12 protein-coding genes and 1 pseudogene are annotated in these 15,625 nt (G+C 54.0%); 9 read left to right on the plus strand and 4 right to left on the minus strand.

Annotated elements, in window-relative coordinates; translation table 11 throughout:
• Both ABYK60_RS08805 and ABYK60_RS08810 read left to right on the plus strand, forming a co-directional pair.
• Window positions 1-81, plus strand: a pseudogene (locus ABYK60_RS08805) (IS200/IS605 family transposase); the annotation flags it as partial.
• Between the two features lie 436 nt (window positions 82-517).
• Window positions 518-793 carry an acylphosphatase gene (locus tag ABYK60_RS08810; protein ID WP_372871621.1) on the plus strand — a complete coding sequence of 92 codons (276 nt, stop codon included), beginning with the start codon at window positions 518-520 and terminating at the stop codon, window positions 791-793.
• Here ABYK60_RS08810 and ABYK60_RS08815 read toward each other — a convergent pair.
• The 3 genes from ABYK60_RS08815 to ABYK60_RS08825 form a co-directional block, all read right to left on the minus strand.
• Window positions 784-1,983, minus strand: a complete 1,200-nt coding sequence (locus tag ABYK60_RS08815; protein WP_372871622.1) for a peptidoglycan binding protein CsiV — start codon at window positions 1,981-1,983, stop codon at window positions 784-786. The genes ABYK60_RS08810 and ABYK60_RS08815 overlap by 10 nt on opposite strands.
• Before the next feature lie 2 nt (window positions 1,984-1,985).
• The gene (gene mfd, locus ABYK60_RS08820; RefSeq protein ID WP_372871624.1) at window positions 1,986-5,450 is read right to left on the minus strand and encodes a transcription-repair coupling factor; all 3,465 of its coding nucleotides are present in this window, start codon (window positions 5,448-5,450) and stop codon (window positions 1,986-1,988) included.
• Between the two features lie 180 nt (window positions 5,451-5,630).
• Window positions 5,631-6,197, minus strand: a complete 567-nt coding sequence (locus tag ABYK60_RS08825; protein WP_372871626.1) for a hypothetical protein — start codon at window positions 6,195-6,197, stop codon at window positions 5,631-5,633.
• A gap of 148 nt (window positions 6,198-6,345) precedes the next feature.
• Between ABYK60_RS08825 and ABYK60_RS08830 the strand changes: the two genes are divergently transcribed.
• From ABYK60_RS08830 to lolE, 3 genes are all read left to right on the plus strand, one after another.
• Window positions 6,346-7,584, plus strand: coding sequence for a lipoprotein-releasing ABC transporter permease subunit (locus ABYK60_RS08830; RefSeq protein WP_372871627.1), 1,239 nt, complete (start codon window positions 6,346-6,348; stop codon window positions 7,582-7,584).
• A gap of 75 nt (window positions 7,585-7,659) precedes the next feature.
• A complete protein-coding gene (gene lolD / locus ABYK60_RS08835; RefSeq protein WP_372871628.1) occupies window positions 7,660-8,349 on the plus strand; it encodes a lipoprotein-releasing ABC transporter ATP-binding protein LolD in 690 nt (229 codons plus the stop codon).
• Window positions 8,349-9,605, plus strand: a complete 1,257-nt coding sequence (gene lolE, locus ABYK60_RS08840; protein WP_372871629.1) for a lipoprotein-releasing ABC transporter permease subunit LolE — start codon at window positions 8,349-8,351, stop codon at window positions 9,603-9,605. The genes lolD and lolE overlap by 1 nt, the downstream gene beginning before the upstream one ends.
• Window positions 9,606-9,663: 58 nt before the next feature.
• On the opposite strand, the gene ABYK60_RS08845 is transcribed toward lolE, so the two are convergent.
• Complete coding sequence (locus ABYK60_RS08845; RefSeq protein ID WP_372871630.1) at window positions 9,664-10,173, minus strand: DUF2062 domain-containing protein; 510 nt, start codon at window positions 10,171-10,173, stop codon at window positions 9,664-9,666.
• A gap of 30 nt (window positions 10,174-10,203) precedes the next feature.
• Between ABYK60_RS08845 and ABYK60_RS08850 the strand changes: the two genes are divergently transcribed.
• From ABYK60_RS08850 to ABYK60_RS08865, 4 genes are read left to right on the plus strand one after another with little or no spacing between them, the layout of a single operon-like run.
• Window positions 10,204-12,549, plus strand: coding sequence for a DNA internalization-related competence protein ComEC/Rec2 (locus ABYK60_RS08850; RefSeq protein WP_372871631.1), 2,346 nt, complete (start codon window positions 10,204-10,206; stop codon window positions 12,547-12,549).
• A gap of 33 nt (window positions 12,550-12,582) precedes the next feature.
• Window positions 12,583-14,382, plus strand: a complete 1,800-nt coding sequence (msbA, locus tag ABYK60_RS08855; RefSeq protein WP_372871632.1) for a lipid A export permease/ATP-binding protein MsbA — start codon at window positions 12,583-12,585, stop codon at window positions 14,380-14,382.
• Window positions 14,382-15,392, plus strand: a complete 1,011-nt coding sequence (gene lpxK, locus ABYK60_RS08860) for a tetraacyldisaccharide 4'-kinase (protein WP_372871633.1) — start codon at window positions 14,382-14,384, stop codon at window positions 15,390-15,392. Before msbA ends, lpxK begins: the two co-directional genes overlap by 1 nt.
• Window positions 15,382-15,567 (plus strand): Trm112 family protein, encoded by a 186-nt coding sequence (locus ABYK60_RS08865; RefSeq protein WP_372871634.1) that lies wholly within the window; start codon window positions 15,382-15,384, stop codon window positions 15,565-15,567. Before lpxK ends, ABYK60_RS08865 begins: the two co-directional genes overlap by 11 nt.
• Window positions 15,568-15,625: the final 58 nt, after the last annotated feature.

The raw sequence follows: 15,625 nt of genomic DNA on the forward strand, positions 1-15,625 counted from the left end.
AACGAAGAGATAATTCGCCGATATGTGAGACATCAAGAGAAAGCGGAAAGGCAAGAGCAAGCTCAGCTTGCTCTGGAATAGAAGGCCCCCTTTTAGGGGGTTAACGCAAAGCCACCTTCTTCAGAAGGTGGATTATTTACTGTCTTTCGGTTTAATTTGAACTCACGTACCACATATGTATTGATAAATACAGTACGGAGTCTTGAATAGTTGGTGGCAATGTGTGATCTGTATCACACATATTGGTTCTGATTGCGTCTGGCGGTGGTGTGATGTTGCAAAAAATGGGTCAGGGTGTAGAGTTTCGGCCTTTCTTGATACTTTTGTAGCATTTTGTATCAAGTATGACCTTATTGGTTCCCTGGACCTTCTGATTGCGTATGTCGCCCGATGCAGCTAACAGCAGTTTTGTTAGCTGTTTTTTTTGCTGAATAATCCCGCCTGATCACAGCTTCAAACTGTCACACCTGTTCCTGTGTCCTATGCTTTTTTAATAAAGGTCGCGCAGGAAGATATTATGAGGCGTGTATTGGTGCGGGTTAAAGGTAAGGTGCAAGGGGTATGCTATCGTCGCTTTGCACTTGAGAAGGCCCGTGAACTTGGGGTTACGGGTTATGTTACCAACATGGACGATGGCACGGTGCAGCTGTTGGTGCAGGGCAGTATTCCCATGGTGGAGAAGTTGATTGATTGGTGCTGGGAGGGATCGCCAGCGGCCAATGTGACCGCCGTTGAGGTGAATGAAGACGAGGCAGATGAAATCTACCTCGACTTTTCCATCACTCAGTCCTGAGGTTGGTTCCGGGCTTCGGGCTGAAGCTCATTTTGTTGATTGATCACATCACCTTCAGGCGTATCATCACCTTCCTGCTCGCTGGCAGGCTCTTCAACATCCACAGCACCGGTCGGTTGCGCCATTTTGCGAATTTGAATAATAAGTCCGAACTTGGGGTGATCAAAATAATGGATTTGGCCACTGCGTACCCTGCGATTTTGCGTCAGTGGGATTGAGTAGAGAAACGGTTGCTCTTCCATTACCACCTGAGAGCCCTGACTTTCCTGAATTGGTTCGCTGGTGGCCATTAGCGGGATTGGGCGTTGCGCCGCTGGCTGAGTATCTGGCTCGCCCTGGACTGCCAATTCCACGCTTGTATCCAACAGCTCCACTTTGCGGCTGCCCGGGGTTCTGAGCATCAAATCAGTTTCAATATACAGGTAGTGGTTGAGGTAGATGTTCAATAAGCCATCGAGCTGCCAAACCGGTGATGGTTTCTCTGTGCGCAGAGCTGGCAGGTTTGCCGGTTCGCCGCCGAGCAGGGCGGTGAGGTTATTAACCTGTGGCTGTTCGAGACTGCCTGTACTCTCTGGTTCCAGGCTCTGAGTGTCAGCACTGCCGTCATTGCTCAGCGCCACTTCGGGATAGGGCTGAAGTGGAGGCACCCTGGTGCCGGCCGCAACAAAGCGGTCAGAGAAGTCTTCGCCCGCAAACAAGCGTACCGGCACCGACGTATGGCGTGGCTGCATCGCCTGTTGCCAGCTCATGTGCAACAAAGGCTTGACCCCGTTTTCACGGCTGAGTTGGCGAACGGCATCGTTAAACCTGAGCTGACTTTTGTCCAGCAGTACTGCAGAAGCACCCTGAGCCGCAATCTTGGGGCTGGCAGATGCCACAGTGACCGGAAAAGGTTTCGGATATTCGGGTGCATAGGCTGCAATTTGCAAGTCCAGTCCATCACAGCGCAGAGGATCAACCACACGCTCGTCATCGCTGCATGGCTGAATATCGGGCACAGCTACCAGTGCCGGAGTGATAAGATCGAGCCCTTTGGCGATATTGGGCTGTTTCGGCGTTTCAGGCCACACCTCGGTGCTGGGCTGATTTCGTTCAAACAGAAAAACTTCCACTTCAAACCAGGATTCAGCTGAGGCCTGAGTCAGTGGCAATAGACATAACGCTGCCAAAAGTGCGGTTTTGCGGAACATGATTATTCTTCTCCAACGCTGTGTTGTTCCAGCTGCGACAGCAGCAGATCCACCAGCTCCAGCCGCTCTTTTGCGGATTCACAAGGCATGGTGAACTTAAGTTTGTTCGGGCCGTCCATACGATAGACTTGTGGCTGTGATGAAAGCAAGCCGATGATAAAACCCGGGTCGATTTTATGGTCCTCACCAAACTCGATGCTGCCGCCCCTGGCATGCATCTCGATTTTGGTGGCACCAAGACGGGTGGCTCGGTGTTTACCGACTGTCATGGTCAATAGATTGCGGGTAGCGTCCGGCAGTAAACCAAAGCGGTCAATAAGCTCAACCTTCATTTCATCCACTGCCTGCTCGGTGTCGCAGCCGGCGATGCGCTTATACAGCGACAGGCGCATATTGACATCGCCCACGTAATCTTCCGGCAGCAGCGCCGGAATACGCAGGTCGATTTCACACTGACTGCCGAGCATCTGCTTCAGCGATGGCTCCTTGCCTTGCTTAAGCGCTTTTACCGCGCCCTCCAGCATCTCCATATAGAGGCTGAAGCCGATTTTGCTGATATGACCGCTTTGCTCATCGCCAAGCAGCTCACCGGCACCGCGGATTTCCAGATCCTGTGTGGCCAGCATAAAGCCGGCACCTAAATCTTCCAGTGCATCAATGGCCTCGAGGCGTTTCCTGGCATCCACCGTCATCAGTTTAGGGTGGGGTGTCATCAGATAGGCATAGGCCTGGTGATGGGAGCGGCCCACCCGGCCCCGGAGCTGATGTAACTGCGCCAGCCCGAAATGGTCGGCGCGGTCAATCAGGATGGTGTTGGCGCTCGGCACATCGATACCGGTTTCTATGATGGTGGTGCATACCAGCACATTGAAGCGCTGATGGTAGAAGTCCGACATCACCCGCTCAAGTTCGCGCTCACGCATCTGGCCATGGGCCGTTACAACCCGCGCCTCAGGCAGCAATTCGCGAATATCCTGAGCGGTCTTTTCGATGGTTTCCACCTGATTATGCAGGTAGTACACCTGACCGCCACGAAGGATTTCACGCAAAATTGCTTCGCGCACCGTGGCTTTATCGTACTCACGCACAAAGGTTTTTACCGCCAGACGCTTGGCGGGCGGGGTGGCGATAATCGATAAATCGCGCATACCTGACATGGCCATGTTCAGGGTGCGGGGGATAGGGGTTGCTGTAAGCGTGAGAATGTCCACATTGGCCCGTATCGATTTGATACGCTCTTTCTGGCGCACACCGAATCTGTGCTCTTCATCTATGACAAGCAGCCCGAGCGCATCGAAATTAAGCTCGGTATTCAATAGCTTGTGTGTGCCAATAACGATATCTACCTTACCTTCTCCCATGGCGGAAAGCACGGCTTGCTGCTCTTTGGCGGTGCGAAAGCGGGACATGACCTCGATACGCACCGGCCAGTCGGCAAATCTGTCTTTGAAGTTCTCAAAATGCTGCTGTGCCAACAGTGTGGTAGGCACCAGCACCACCACCTGCTTGCCGCTGGACACCGCCAGAAAAGCGGCGCGCATGGCCACTTCGGTTTTACCAAAGCCCACATCGCCGCACACCAATCTGTCCATGGCCTTTGGCTGACACATGTCACTGATAACGGCTTCAATGGCCACTTCCTGATCCACGGTTTCCTCAAACGGGAACCCCTGTACAAAGAGGGCGTATTCCTCTTCATCCAGCTTGCAGGGCTCGCCGGGGCGTGCTTCGCGGCGGGCGTACACATCCAGAAGCTCGGCGGCCACATCACGGATTTTCTCAATCGCTTTGCGCTTGGCCTTGCTCCAGCTTTCATTACCGAGACGGTTGAGACTGGCGTCATCGTCGCTGCCAACGGCGTAGCGGCTGATGAGATGAAGTGAAGACACGGGCACATAAAGCTTATCGCCACCGGCGTATTCAAGCTTCAGGTATTCGGCCACCAAGCCGCCGGTGTCCAGGGTTTCGAGGCCCTGGTACAGGCCAACACCGTGCTCAAGGTGTACCACAGGCTGGCCCACTTTGAGCTCAGCCAGGTTTTTAATCAGTACATCCTGACTGAGCTGGCGCTGCTTGTCGCGGCGGCGCTGCTGGGATACCCGCTCACCAAAGAGTTCAGTTTCACAGACAATCGCCAGCTGCTTTTTGCCAATGCGGATATCTATGCCCTGCGCCAGCGGAGCCACTATCAGCCCGTGGGGGCTGCCGGAATCGATAAACTCCTGCAAATGACCGTAGAGTTTGGGCTTGATGCCTGCCTTGGACAACAGCTCCAGCAGTGCCTCACGGCGGCCCTCGGATTCGGCCACAAACAGAATGCGCTGAGTATTCGCCGCCCACAGACTTAAGGCCTCCAGCGGCTGCTTGAGTTTGTGGTTGGCGCGAATGTCCGGCAGTGGCGTGCAGTCCAGCTCCTTGTCGCCCTCGGCCGTGCTGAGCTGAATGCGGGGATATTGCTTGAATTTACCAAACAGCTCTTCGGTGGTTTGATAAAGCACCTTGGGCGGCAGCAATGGCCGCATGGGGTCAACCCGGCGGTCTTCATAGCGGGCGTGAATTTCGCCAAGGTGGTGCTCGGCGGCCTGATGCAGCTCACCTGTAGTGATGATTTGCAGTTCATCGGGCAAATAATCAAACAGGGTGGCGGTGTCGTCAAAAAACAGCGGTAAATAGTTTTCAATGCCCGCCGGCATCAGATTGCGGCTCACCAGCTGGTAAACAGACTCAGGGGCGTTGGTGATGGTATCAAAGGCGCGGCGATAGCGCTGGCGAAAACCTTCGATGGCCTGGCTGTCGGTGGGGAATTCCCGTGCCGGCAGCATCCGGATGCTGTCTACCTCGGCACTGGAGCGCTGGGTTTCAGGGTCGAAGTGACGGATAGACTCCACTTCGTCATCAAACAGCTCTATGCGCAGCGGTTCAGTTGCGCCACTGGGGAAGATGTCCAGAATCGAGCCGCGGATGGCAAATTCGCCATGCTCATATACCTGCTCCACCAGATGATAGCCAGTGTCGGTCAGCAGTTGCCGCATCTGCTGCAACTGGTAGCGGTCACCTTTCTTGAGGATCAGCACATTGGCGGCCAGAAACGCCTTTGGCGACAGGCGCACCATCAAGGTGGTGAGCGGCACAATCACCAGCCTGCCTTTGCCGCGTTCCAGATTGGAAAGGGTTTCAAGGCGGCTTGAGATCAAGTCCTGATGGGGTGAAAAGCTGTCATAGGGCAGGGTCTCCCGATCGGGAAACAGGCAGATATCAATGCCTTCATGGCCGAGCAGATAGCTCAGTTCAGTTTCCAGGATAAGCGCCGTTGGGGTATCGCTGGTGACTATCAGGGTGGTGCCCGTATAGTCGCGGGTCATTTGGGCCAGCGTCATTGCCCGGGCGACACCGCCGGGCAGTCTGACCGATGACACCCGGCCCTTGGCCGGTGTCTTGGGAAGACGGTCTACCGTAAAAGAGGTCATTCGGTTTGGATTGCCGGTTTTTCACGAAAAATCAGTCGCCCATTGTAGAGGCAACCGTGCCGCAGTGCCAATACCAGAGCGGGGATATCGGCAGCTTAAGCGCCATCAATACATCATTCGGCTGATGCTCAGCTCTGGCGGGGGCATTCAGCTGGCCCGATAGGCGAGTCAGGCGTTGGCTCAGTTGTGGGTGTTTTGCTGCTTGCGTGCCTTGAGCTGCTTTTGTTGCACACTGAGGCTGGCCTTTACCAGTTGCTCCACATCCGGCTCAAGAATGCACTCAAAGCTGAGTTCTGTCAGCAGATGCTCACCTTCCTGCATCACCTGAGTCACCTTGGCAATACACACCAGCGCAATCAACTCATCACGGATATACAAGGTGGCCTTAAACACTTGCCCAATTTTGAAAGGCGTTTTGCTTTCGATCACAAAGCTGCTGCCGCCAAAGCGCCTGCCGAGGTAACGGTTGCCATCACGGCATTCATTTTCAAGTACATAGTGCAGCACCATGTCCACTTTTCGTGACTGTAGCTTAAGAAAATCCACTACCGCTTTGGCTTCATTATCCAGCTGGCGCAGCTGAAGCAGGCAACCGGCTTCCAATGCCTTAACGTCACTGAGTAGCTGCAGGCCGACACTGCGCATCATCGACAGCTGCGCATCATCGGGCAGAGGACCGTCAAAGGGTTGAAGGTAGGCATTGAAATCGTGCACCACACTGAAATAGGCGTTGGGATCGGCTAACAAGGATATGCCTCTTTATTTATAGGTGAGATACCCCTATTATCGTGCCCACTCAAACAAATACGCAAGGGAAGGTTCGAGCGGGCAGTATGCTTGCAGTGCAGGTATATTGGCACCCCTTCCCAATTCAGCCAGGGCCGACAGCGCGCACATGTTTTCATCCTCCGCTTTTCTTATTGGATTTCGCTATTGGCGGGCTCGTAAAGCCAACGCCTTTGCGTCATTTATCACCCTGTTTGCCGTAAGTGGCATTTTTCTGGGTGTTGCCGCCCTAATCGTGGTCAGCTCGGTGATGAATGGACTGGAAGGTCAGCTCAAGAGCCGTATTCTGGGAGCTGTGCCGCAATTGGTGCTGGAAGATGCCAACGGGTTTGCCGACTGGCAGGCGAGCGCCGCGCAGATAGAAGCCAATATACCGGCTGTGCTGGGAAGCAGCCCGTCGGCCTCAACCCAGGCGATGCTGCAGTCCAGCGCCAATATTGCCGCCGTACAGTTGCAGGGGATTTTTCCGCAGCAGGAAGCCAGGTTATCAAAGTTGACCACCACCGTTTGGTCGCCAGCTTTTGATACCCTGAACGCGGGTGAGTATCACATTATTCTGGGGACTCAGGTTGCCTCTGAGCTGGATGTCGCTGTGGGGGATACTATCAGAGTATTGAGCGGCGAAGGCGTTGTGTACTCACCTCTGGGTCCTGTACCGAGTCAGCGTAAGTTTGTCGTTTCCGGATTGTTTCAGATGGGCTCTCAGGTCGATGCTCAGCTGGCTTTTATTCATTATGACGATGCCCGCAGGCTGATGCGCAAAACGCCGGGACAGGTGGATATGCTGCGGCTTTATCTGGACGACCCCTTTAAAGCTGAGCAGATTGGCCCCAAATTGCCCGCGCTGGTGGCCCCTGACGCCAAAGACAGTCTGGTGGTACACGATTGGCGTGACACCTTTGGCCATTTGTTCGGTGCGGTCAAAATGGAAAAGAATATGATGTCGCTGATGTTGAGTCTGATTGTGGCTGTCGCGGCCTTTAATATCGTCTCGGCGCTGGTGATGATGGTGGTAGACAAAACCACAGACGTTGCCGTGTTGATGACCCAGGGGCTGACGCGTACAGAAGTGATGGGTATTTTTGTCGTTCAGGGCTCAATGAACGCCTTCCTTGGATTGCTGCTTGGACTGACAGTTGGCACTGTGCTGACACTGAACCTGAACCCGATATTGAGTGGCCTGGGTATTTCAATTCTGGGCGCAGGACAACAGTTGCCTGTCATGGTATCGGGGCAGCAATTGGGGTTGATAGTCACGGGCACTGTGGTGATTACTTTGCTGGCAACCCTGTATCCGGCGCTGAAGGCCTCAAGGGTTGAGCCTGCCGCCGCCCTCAGATACGAGTAACACAGATCCGGATAGTACGAGAGTGCTTCATTCAAGCTGATTAAACGCCTGCTAAGGCACAGAGAGAAAAAATTCATGCAAGAGATCCTGCTCAGAGCGGAAAATGTCAGTAAGACCTACCGCGAAGGCAAGCTTGAAACCCCGGTGCTGAGTGGCGTAAGCCTCTCGGTCAGACGTGGCGAGCAACTGGCTATCGTTGGCAGCTCTGGTTCGGGTAAGAGCACATTACTGCACATATTGGGTACCCTTGATAAGCCCAGCGAAGGCAAGGTGTTTCTCGACGGAGAAGATTTATATGCCATGTCGGCGGCCCGTCAGGCCAGGGTGCGAAACGAAAGCCTGGGATTTATTTACCAGTTTCATCACTTGTTGCCGGAATTCAGTGCAATCGAAAACGTCGCCATGCCGGCTCGTATTGCGGGGATTGATAAGCAAACTGCCTTTGGCCGTGCCGAAGCACTGCTGGAGCGGGTAGGGCTCAGCCATCGTTTGAGTCATGCACCCTCTGAGCTTTCCGGTGGTGAGCGCCAGCGGGTGGCCATTGCCAGGGCACTGATTAACGAGCCCAAGCTGGTGTTGGCTGATGAGCCAACCGGTAACCTGGATGCCAAAAGCGGCGATGCTGTTTATGGTCTTATCCGTGAGCTGGCGTCGTCACTTGGCACCGCCTTTGTGGTCGTGACCCATGATAATGGCCTGGCGGCGCGTATGGACAGACAAGTGTCGATGAAGAGTGGCAAGTTGTCGGCAGGGGCGGCCAACTGATGAGTCGTGAGCATCTGTTGCCGCTGTGGCTGGGGTTTCGCTTTTATCGGGCGAGGCAATCCAACAGCTTTATCAGCTTTATCTCCTTTGCCTCTACCGCCGGTATCGCGCTCGGTGTTGCGGTACTTATCATAGTGCTGTCGGCCATGAATGGATTTGAGCGGGAGTTGAGGCAGCGTTTTCTGGATGTAGTGCCCCATGCTGAACTGGTTGGAGTCAACAATCCGGTGATGGATTGGCAGGCCATGGTAGCCGATGCCCAAAAAATCCCGGGGATTTATGCTGCAGCGCCATTTATCCGTTTGCAGGGGCTGGTACAGCGTCAGGGCGGTTTTCAGGGCGTAAGCCTGGTGGGAATTGACACAACACTTGAAGAGTCTGTTTCCGGTATCCGGCAGTACATGTCACAAAACGCCTGGCAGCAGCTTGGCGGCAGTGAAAATACCATTGTGCTGGGGCAGGCGTTACTGGATAAACTTGGCCTCAGGGAAGGTGATGCCCTGCTGTTATATGTGCCGGACGTGTCTGGCCGGGAGGCCGGTAAACTCGGCGCGGCCCGCAGCCACAGATTTGTGGTGCGAGGTGCCTATAAGCTCGGGGGGGAGCTTGAGCTCACCACAGCCTATGCGTCCATGAGTCATCTTGCCGAATTACTCGGAATGGGAGCTGACGTCAGCGGTGTGCGCATCGCTGTAAATGATGTATTTGCTGCACCAAGGCTTATCCGTGAGCTTGGGTATACCCAAACCCAATACCTTTATATGAGTGACTGGACCCGAACCCAGGGACATCTTTATCAGGACATTCAACTGGTTCGCACTTTGATGTATCTGGTGTTGGCGCTGGTGATTGCGGTGGCCTGTTTTAATATTGTGTCCACATTGGTCATGGCGGTAAGGGATAAAACCTCTGAAATTGCCATTTTGATGACCATGGGGCTTAAACGCGGTGCCATTGTGCTGGTATTTATGGTGCATGGTGCCATCAGCGGTCTGTTGGGCACGCTCATAGGTACATTGGCTGGCGTGCTGGTGGCAGCGAATCTGTCGACTCTGGCGGCAGCGCTTGAGCAGGCACTGGGTATTCGCCTCCTTTCAGCCGATGTGTACTTTATTGATTTTCTGCCTTCAGAGCTTCACTCACAGGATGTGGTTATTGTCAGTATCATGGCTTTTGCCATGAGTCTGATTGCAACCCTGTATCCGGCATACAAGGCGAGTCTGACCGAGCCGGCTCCGGCACTGGCTGGCCGCTGAACGCCATAGCGGTGTCGGGCACCAGATAACAAAAAACGCGCTTAATGCGCGTTTTTTGTTATCTGCCACTTCGGCTTTTCCATTTGAAAAGTACCGAGTATTTCCAAAGGTTACTGATAATGAAGTAACCCACACCGGCACTGAGACACCCAAGTACCACACATCCCAGCAGGAAGGGTGGACCTATGGTGGCAAGGGACGATTCCAGCCACTGCCAGCTGGCCTCAAAATTAAAGGGTTGGGGGGCATGGCCGAGAATTTTGGTACCGACCATGTAGGCCATATAAAACAGTATTGGCATAGTGACCGGATTGGTTATCCATACCAGTGCCACAGAGACGGGCAGGTTCACGTTGAAAAATATTGCCATTGCCGCTGCAGCCACCATCTGAAATGGCATCGGCATCCAGGCCATAAACAGCCCAACAGCAAATGCACCCGGTGCCGAGCGGCGATTCAGGTGCCACAGGTTTGGCTTATGCAGCAGGGTACCGAACATCTTCAGATGCTTATGATCTTTAAGGCTGTCCGGGTGTGGCATAAACCTTTTGATGAGCTTTTTTGGCATAGGCGGATAATGCTGTCTTAACTTACTGCTGTGAAGAACCCATTTCTGCTGGGCTTTTGTGCCCTTAACATTTCGTCGCTGCTCTGGCCGGCGCTTTTGCCCTGGCCATGGAGCCTGCTGTTGCTGTTTGGCGCCGTCTTGCTGTATAAGCCTCAGCCGCTGCTTGCAGGAGGCATGCTGGGCATAGCCTGGGTCTGTTTGTATGCCACGCTGATATTTGATTATCGTCAGCCTGAGCACAATGAACAAAACTGGTTACGCGCCGAGATAATAGCATCTGTCACAAATGGCAGCGACTGGCTGAGTATAGATATACGCTATGTTAAACCAAAATTAATCTCACCCTTTGCCCCGCAAATGCGGCTTAACTGGCGAACGAATGAACAAATACGCCCGGGAGAGGTGTGGGAGTTTCGTATTGACAGGCGCAGCATCAGCTCAAATCTCAATCAGGGGGCATTTAATGCCCAGCGCTATCTGCTGTCGAAGCATATAGGACTCAGGGGGCGGGTGATTGAAGCCAGACCCGTGTCAAGAGCGCCCGGGTTACGCTTCTCATTGATTGAGCGCATTCGGCTGGCGTTGGAGTCTCAGGAATCATTAAATCCGGGGACGGGTATGCTGCTCGCGCTGCTTGGCGGGGAGCAGGGACTGATTACCAGCTCACAATGGCAACAGCTGCGCCAGACCGGAACTGGCCACCTGATGGCTATTTCCGGGTTACATATGTCGGTGCTGGCACTGTGGCTCTATGGGGGAACAAGATTACTATTGCTGCGGTTTCGTCCAAGGCCGGATCGGCAAAACCTGCTGATAGCCATGATAGTGGCCGCCTGTGGTTGCTTATTATATGGGCTGCTTGCTGGCATGGGCATCCCCACCCGACGCGCCTTTATTATGTTGGCCATGGTAGCTGTACTCACCGCAAGCCGCCGCTTTGCGTCACCATGGGAGCGATTACTGTACGCACTCAGTGCAGTTTTGGTGCTCGATCCTTTATCGCCTCTGTCTGCCGGTTTTTGGTTATCGTTCGGCGCCATCGGCATCATTCTGCTGGTGGTTTCGAACTCAGAAAGCAGGCAGGCTGCGTCCGCTGACACTGTTGCTGGTCGCTTTCGGGCGTATGCACTGCAATATGGTGTGTCGCTGATAAAAGTCCAGCTGGCTCTGTCGCTCGGCTTGGGGTTGGTGCAGCTGCTGTTGTTTGGCGGTGTCAGTGTGCATAGCATCTGGATAAATTTATTGATGGTGCCCTGGTTTTCACTGCTGGTGATCCCGCTTGCGCTGCTGGGTTTATTGGTGTTTTTGCTGGTCTTGCCCTTTGGTTTTGCGCCCGGGGCGCTGTTTCTGCCAGCTCTTTATGCCTTATTGCCGTTTAACGTGTTGCTTGAGCAAAGTGATCGTTTACCCCTTGCCTGGGTGAGTCTTGCCGATCAATTGATTGCACCGTTAATTTTTGCCCTCGTCGCGGTGCTGCTCCTTTGGATGCCGGTTTCCCGCAGCTTCAGGATTGTAAGTACCTGCTTACTCTTGCCTTTTGCGCTGTCTTTTATGCCACGGAGCCAACCAGTGGCAGAACTGCATCTGCTGGATGTTGGTCAGGGCCTGGCCGCTGTGGTGTTTGATGGTGACAAAACGCTGGTGTATGACACCGGCAGTGCCTATGGCGGTTTCTCCCACGGTGAACGCACCCTGACGCCATTTCTCAGAGCCAGGGGACGAAGTCGCATCGATGTGCTGATTATCAGCCATGAAGACAAGGATCATGCCGGTGGCGCCGAGGGGCTGGCAAAGCATTTTCCCGTATCGCTGCTCATCAGTGACACCAAAGTGGCATCGATGATTGCTGCCGATGTACACACGGGATGCCGACCCGCATCATTCCAGCTTAATAGTCTGAGTTTCAGTGTGTTGGCACCGCCACGCCTGCCGGCTGGCCGGGTAGGCAATGACAGCTCCTGTGTGGTACGTATCACCGGTGATGCCGGCGTTGGCCAAATGTCACTGCTGCTGCCCGGCGATATCGAGGCAATCAGTGAGCTGCGACTGTTGCAGTCGGCAACGAATGTCACTGCCAAGGTTCTGATTGCCCCGCACCACGGCAGCCTCACATCCTCGACAGATGCCTTTATCAAGGCTGTATCGCCTGCTTTGGTGTTGTTCGCCGCCGGGGCTGACAATCGCTATGGATTTCCCAAAAAAGAAGTGGTGGAGCGCTATCAAAGCCGGGGTATCAGCGGTCTTTCCACCGCCAGTGAAGGCCAGATAAGTCTGTACTTTACCGAGCCACTGGCGGTGAAAAGTTATCGGCATGATCTGGCGCCTTTTTGGTACAACAGGGTGTTTGGAGTTGGTGACTGGCCGATTACAGAGTAGAATGGCGCCTTTGTCATACTGTCAGATTAATCAATGACTACAGTTCACAATCAGGAAGTCTCAGCGGTTTTTAAACGCCTGCTCGGCTACCTTAAGCCTATGAAGGGCATTGCCATCCTGTCGGTGCTGGCGCTGATACTTTACGGCGCGGTGGATGCCGCCTTTATCGCATTTATTCAACCTTTTATCGACAAAGGGTTTTCCTCTGGCGGCGTTTCCGGTTCCCTCGATATGGGCACCTCATCGGGATTCAACTCCAATAATCAGGTGATGTTCTGGGCGCCTTTTGTGGTAGTGGGGTTGTTTACCCTGCGTGGCCTGGCCAATTTTGTGTCCACTTACGGCATTTCCTATATGAGTGCCAGGCTGATTATGGACATGCGCCAGCAGGTATTTGAACACTACCTGACCCTGCCGGTAAGCTATATCGACCGTGAAAATTCAGGCAATCTTATTTCCCGCGTCACCTTTGACACCGAACAAATTGCCCGCGCGTCCGGCAGTGCACTTATCTCAATCGTGCGCGATGGTATTACCGTTATCGCCATGCTGGGATTAATGTTTTACAACTCCTGGAAGTTGTCTCTGTGTATTTTGATTGTCGGCCCGGTGATAGGCGTGGTGATCACTGTGGTCAGCCGCCGTTTCCGTAAGATTTCCCGTCAAATTCAAAGTGCCATGGGCGGGGTGACGGCTGTAACCGAACAGATGATCAAGGGGCACAAAAATGTGCTGGCATTTGGCGGCCAGGAAACCGAGGCCGGACGATTTGCCAGGGTGAACGACCAAAACCGCCATCAGAATATGAAACTGGCCGTGGCCCAGGCCATCAGCCAGCCCACCATTATGATTATTGGCTCCTTTGCACTGGCCTTCGTGCTTTATGCCGCCAGTTTTGACTCACTTAAAAATGAGCTGACTGCAGGTACCTTTGCCACTGTACTGGCCGCCATGCTCGCCATGTTGCAGCCCATCAAAAGCCTGACCCGTGTGAATGCGGAGTTTCAGCGCGGTATTGCTGCCTGCAGTACCGTGTTTGAGTTGTTGGACACGGCACCGGAAGAAGACAAAGGCAAGTTCGAGGCTGAGCGGGTTGAAGGGCATGTCAGCTTTAAAAATGTGGCATTTCGTTACCCCGGTCAGGACAACCGCGCGCTCGATGGCATCAATTTCGATGTACCACCGGGCAAAACCCTGGCACTGGTAGGGCGCTCCGGCTCCGGCAAATCTACCATTGCCAGCCTGGTAAACCGTTTTTACACCGGGTTGGAACAGGGTGCTATTGAACTGGATGGTGTGAATGTGGATGACTACCGGCTTAAAAACCTGCGCAGCCAGGTTGCACTGGTGAGCCAGCAGGTAACCCTGTTCAACGACACCATTGCCAACAACATTGCTTATGCTTGCCCGTGGGAAGTGACCCGTGAGCAGATTGTTGAGGCGGCAACCCTGGCCCATGCCATGGAGTTTATCAATAAGCTGCCGGATGGTCTTGATACCCAGGTGGGCGAAAACGGTGTACTGCTATCCGGTGGCCAGCGCCAGCGGATCGCCATTGCCCGCGCCATGCTCAGAAATGCCCCCGTGCTCATTCTTGACGAAGCCACTTCGGCGCTGGATACAGAGTCAGAAAAAGCCATTCAGGAAGGGCTTGAGAATTTGCGTCAAAACCGTACCTCAATCGTGATCGCCCACAGGTTGTCAACCATCGAGAGTGCGGATGAAATTCTGGTTATCGAACAGGGCCACATTGTGGAGCGTGGTAACCATAAATCCCTGCTGGCGCAGGATGGCATGTACGCCAAGCTTTACCAGATGCAGTTTACCGGCTGATGCAGAATTTTGTTCATAAGCTCTGGTATCAGGGGCATTGGGCTGCGTGGTTGCTGTTGCCGCTGTCTATGCTGTTTTGGCTGATAAGCGGCCTCAGGCGGCTTGGCTTCAGATTTGGTCTTAAGCGGCAAACACACTTGCCTGTGCCGGTTATCGTCGTCGGTAACATCACCGCCGGTGGCAGTGGCAAAACCCCCACAGTGCTCTATTTAATCGAGTTGCTGCGCCAACATGGCTGGCGACCCGGCGTCGTGAGTCGTGGCTATGGGGCCAGGATTGAAGGGGAACGCGAGGTACGCCCCGGTATGACGCCCGCCGAAGTCGGTGATGAGCCCGCCATGATAGCCCTGCGCACCGGTATCCCTATGGTGGTGGGCGCAAGCCGTGTCAAGGCAGCCCATCAGTTGCTGGCCTGCCACGACGTCAATGTCATTCTTTGTGACGATGGCCTGCAGCATTATCAGCTTGGGCGCGATATCGAGATTCTGGTCATCGATGGTGAGCGCCGTTTCGGCAATGGCTTGCTTATACCGTCAGGGCCGCTGCGCGAAGGCCTGTGGCGTAAAAGCCGTGTCGATTTCAGTATCTGCAATGGTCAAAGCGCCGAAGCAGGGGAGTTTGCCATGACATTGCAGCCCAGCGGGCTGCTGCCGGTCTTGCCAGGCGCTGACGCAACTCCGCCTTCAGTTGGTGATGAAGTCAATGCCATGGCCGGTATAGGCAATCCACAGCGCTTCTTCTCAGCACTGAACGTTCAGGGCTATAAGCTCAATGCAGCGCATGAATTTGCCGATCACATGGCCTATCAGGCCAGCGATATTGCGGCCATCGACAATGGCCTGCCGCTGCTGATGACCGAAAAAGATGCGGTTAAATGTCGCGAATTTGCCAAACAACACTGGTGGTATGTTGCTGTTGATGCGAACCTATCGCCACAATTCTCAACACAGCTGCTGGAGAAGCTCTCCCGGGCAGCCAATGCCAAGCAAGGAACATCCCATGGCCTTTGATAAAAAACTTCTGGATATCGTTGCCTGCCCGGTATGCAAGGGCAAACTGGAATACGACAAAGCTGCAGAGCTGCTTATCTGCAAGGCTGATCGCCTGGCTTATCCCATCACTGAAGGTATTCCGGTACTGCTGGAAAACCGGGCTCAGCCATGGCAGGAACACAGCGCCGATTAATGTTGCGCTAACTGTAGAAGGCCTCCCAGAGAGGCCTTTTGCTTTTCTGGTGTACCGC

Origin of the sequence: Shewanella sp. (assembly GCF_041630135.1) — a bacterium.
In the GTDB taxonomy this organism is placed as follows: Bacteria; Pseudomonadota; Gammaproteobacteria; order Enterobacterales; family Shewanellaceae; genus Shewanella.

Bases quoted from the DNA above. Each gene is read 5' to 3' on its own strand.
- ABYK60_RS08810 (WP_372871621.1), top strand. From the start codon at position 518: ATGAGGCGTGTATTGGTGCGGGTTAAAGGTAAGGTGCAAGGGGTATGC.
- ABYK60_RS08815 (WP_372871622.1), bottom strand. From the start codon at position 1,983: ATGTTCCGCAAAACCGCACTTTTGGCAGCGTTATGTCTATTGCCACTG.
- mfd (WP_372871624.1), bottom strand. From the start codon at position 5,450: ATGACCTCTTTTACGGTAGACCGTCTTCCCAAGACACCGGCCAAGGGC.
- ABYK60_RS08830 (WP_372871627.1), top strand. From the start codon at position 6,346: ATGTTTTCATCCTCCGCTTTTCTTATTGGATTTCGCTATTGGCGGGCT.
- lolD (WP_372871628.1), top strand. From the start codon at position 7,660: ATGCAAGAGATCCTGCTCAGAGCGGAAAATGTCAGTAAGACCTACCGC.
- lolE (WP_372871629.1), top strand. From the start codon at position 8,349: ATGAGTCGTGAGCATCTGTTGCCGCTGTGGCTGGGGTTTCGCTTTTAT.
- ABYK60_RS08845 (WP_372871630.1), bottom strand. From the start codon at position 10,173: ATGCCAAAAAAGCTCATCAAAAGGTTTATGCCACACCCGGACAGCCTT.
- msbA (WP_372871632.1), top strand. From the start codon at position 12,583: ATGACTACAGTTCACAATCAGGAAGTCTCAGCGGTTTTTAAACGCCTG.
- lpxK (WP_372871633.1), top strand. From the start codon at position 14,382: ATGCAGAATTTTGTTCATAAGCTCTGGTATCAGGGGCATTGGGCTGCG.
- ABYK60_RS08865 (WP_372871634.1), top strand. From the start codon at position 15,382: ATGGCCTTTGATAAAAAACTTCTGGATATCGTTGCCTGCCCGGTATGC.